Here is a 2,623-nt window from a genome sequence, read left to right as displayed (position 1 = left end):
CGCGCCTGCACGCCCTCCACGGCCGACAGCACCAGGACGGCGGCGTCCAGCACGCCCAGCGCGCGCTCCACCTCGGCGGTGAAGTCGGTGTGGCCGGGCGTGTCCACCAGGTTGACGGTCAGCCCGCCGAGCGCGAACGACGCGACGGCCGAGCGGATCGTGATCCCCCGGCGGCGTTCGAGGTCACCGGTGTCGGTGTGGGTGTCGCCGCCGTCCACGCCGCCGAGGCGGCCGATCGCGCCGGCGTCGAAGAGGAGTCGTTCGGTGAGGCTGGTCTTCCCCGCGTCCACGTGCGCGAGCACGCCGAGGTTGAGGGTGGTCATGTGCGGTCAGGTCCCTGGGTGCACTCGTCCGGATACGGCTCTGAGCAATCACCTGGACCTGGCGCATTCGGGACCGTTCTCCTCGCTCGGCTGCCTGACCGCCCCACGATGCCCGTACGCCGCGCGGCGCGGCAACCGGATTAGTGGGGGCGAGGCGGCGGCCGGGCGGTGCCCGAGGGCCACGGCCTGGCCGGTGGATGGCCGGGCCCGGTTTCCCCCTGGGGCGCGGCCATCCATCCGGCTCAAGTCCGCACGGCCTCCGCGGCCGGACGGCCCCCGCACGGGTTCCCCTGACCCCGCGGTCGTCCCGACGCGTCCCCGACCGTGCTCCGCCCACCCTTCCGGACCGCGATCAACATCCGATCAACGCACGTCGGAGGCGGTGTTGATCCATCCGGACGGTGGCCGCCCCCCGGGCGGAGGCCCGAGCGGTCGCCGCATCCGTGCTGGACCGCCGCGCGGTCTCGGCGGCGGCGCGGGCTACAGTCGTCCCGTGCTGCTGCTGACGACGCTCGACGCGTGGAACGGCCGCTCCGGGGCCCGGTTCGTCCTGGCCGACCACGGCGCGGTGTGGGGGCCGGACGTGCCCGACGGAGCCGACCCCGCCGACCTGCTCGCGATCGCCGACACCGCGTTCGGCGCGGGCGGCCAGGTCGTCGCGGTCGACCTCGACCCCGCCCCGGCCGCGGGCCCGCCGCGCGGCGTGGTGGACGCGTCGTCCGCGCGCCGGGTGCGCTACCTGCGGCGCGGCCCGGACGGACGGCACAGCGCGCTGCTCGTCCGCCCGGCGACGGCCGAGGCGCTGGACCTGCTGCCGCACCCCGAGGGCGGCTGGTACCGGGAGACCTGGCGGACGGCGCACGAGTTCACCCCGGACGGCTACCCGGGCGCGCGGGTCAGCGCCACCGGGATCTACTTCCTGCTGCCGCCGGGCGAGGAGTCGATGTGGCACGCCGTCCGCTCGGACGAGGTGTGGCTGTGGCACTCCGGCGGCCCGCTCGACCTTCTCATCGGCGGGGACGGGGACCGGCCGCCGTCCCCCGGGGCCGGCGCCGGGGTCGAGACGGTCGTGCTCGGTCCGGACGTCACCGGCGGGCAGGCGCCGCAGGCGGTCGTCCCGGCCGGGCACTGGCAGGCGGCCCGGCCGTCCGGGGACCGGGAGGTCCTGGTGAGCTGCGTGGTGTCGCCCGGCTTCGACTTCGCCGACTTCCGCACCTGACGGAACCCCCGCACCTGACCGAACCCCGGCGCGTCGGCGGACCGACGTGCGGGCGGCGGGCCGCCGCCCCGCGCGCCGAAGGGGTGCGCGCGGGACGGGCGGCGGCGGTGTCAGCGGGTGAGCGCGCCCGGGTCGCGGCGGACCATCGACCGCATGATGTGCTCGACCAGCGTGATGAGCACCTGCTTGGCCGACTCGCGGTCGCGCACGTCGCAGTTGATCACCGGGATGTCGGGCGGCAGGTCCAGCGCGTCCCGGACCTGGTCCGGGGTGTGCAGGCCGGAGCCCTCGAACCGGTTCACGCCGATGATGAACGGCAGGTTGCGCCGCTCGAAGTAGTCCACCGACGGGAAGCAGTCGGCGAGCCGGCGGGTGTCCACCAGCACGACCGCGCCGAGCGCGCCCTTGGCGAGCTCGTCCCACATGAACCAGAACCGGTCCTGGCCGGGCGTGCCGAACACGAACAGGACCAGGCCGTTCGGCAGCGTGATGCGGCCGAAGTCCATCGCCACGGTCGTGGTCGTCTTGCCCGCCACGGCCGAGGTGTCGTCGATCCCGATGCTGCGTTCGGTCAGCGCCTCCTCGGTGCGCAGCGGCCGGATCTCGCTGACCGCGCTGACCAGGGTGGTCTTGCCGACGCCGAAGCCCCCGGCGACCAGGATCTTGACGGTCAGCGCCGAATCGCCCTGTGGGGAAGGATCAGAGCGCACGGATTCCATCAATCACTTCCTTGAGTACGCGCTCGCCGGGGAACTGGGCCACCGGTGCGGGCCGGCGGACCCGGACCAGCGAGCGGTCGAGCAGGTCGCCGAGGAGCACCCGGACGACCCCGAGGGGGAGTTCAAGGTCCGACGCTATCTCGACGACCGACAACGGAGTGCGGCAAAGAGACAAGATCATCTCATGTTCCGGGTCGAGGGCGTCCGCGTGCCCGCCCCGGCGCAGCCCGCGGACCTGGCCGGAGTCCTCCGGTCCCGCCGCGGTCTCGATGAGCGCGACCATGTCCAGGTCGTGGCCGTCGTACTGGGTGCGGCCGCCGGTCAGGGCGTACGGCCGGACGACCGGGCCGGCCGCGTCGTCG

General features: G+C 74.6%; 4 protein-coding genes. 1 reads left to right on the top strand and 3 read right to left on the bottom strand.

The window, feature by feature from the left end; translation table 11 throughout:
* On the bottom strand, window positions 1-323 hold a 323-nt coding region (locus AB0J52_RS35580; RefSeq protein WP_500187317.1), incomplete at its 3' end, for a GTP-binding protein.
* Between the two features lie 493 nt (window positions 324-816).
* Here AB0J52_RS35580 and AB0J52_RS35575 point away from each other — a divergent pair.
* Window positions 817-1,542, top strand: a complete 726-nt coding sequence (locus AB0J52_RS35575; RefSeq protein ID WP_500187316.1) for a cupin domain-containing protein — start codon at window positions 817-819, stop codon at window positions 1,540-1,542.
* Window positions 1,543-1,652: 110 nt separating this feature from the next.
* Here AB0J52_RS35575 and AB0J52_RS35570 read toward each other — a convergent pair whose 3' ends face one another.
* Both AB0J52_RS35570 and AB0J52_RS35565 read right to left on the bottom strand, forming a co-directional pair.
* Window positions 1,653-2,261: a GTP-binding protein gene (locus tag AB0J52_RS35570; protein ID WP_500187315.1), complete on the bottom strand. Its 609-nt coding sequence runs from the start codon at window positions 2,259-2,261 to the stop codon at window positions 1,653-1,655.
* The coding region (locus tag AB0J52_RS35565; RefSeq protein ID WP_500187314.1) for a DUF742 domain-containing protein at window positions 2,242-2,623 on the bottom strand (382 nt) is incomplete at its 5' end. The genes AB0J52_RS35570 and AB0J52_RS35565, both read right to left, overlap by 20 nt.

The sequence above is a fragment of the Spirillospora sp. NPDC049652 genome (genome assembly GCF_040675125.1).
Lineage (GTDB): Bacteria > Actinomycetota > Actinomycetes > Streptosporangiales > Streptosporangiaceae > Spirillospora.
This window is presented reverse-complemented; position numbering and strand designations above follow the sequence as displayed.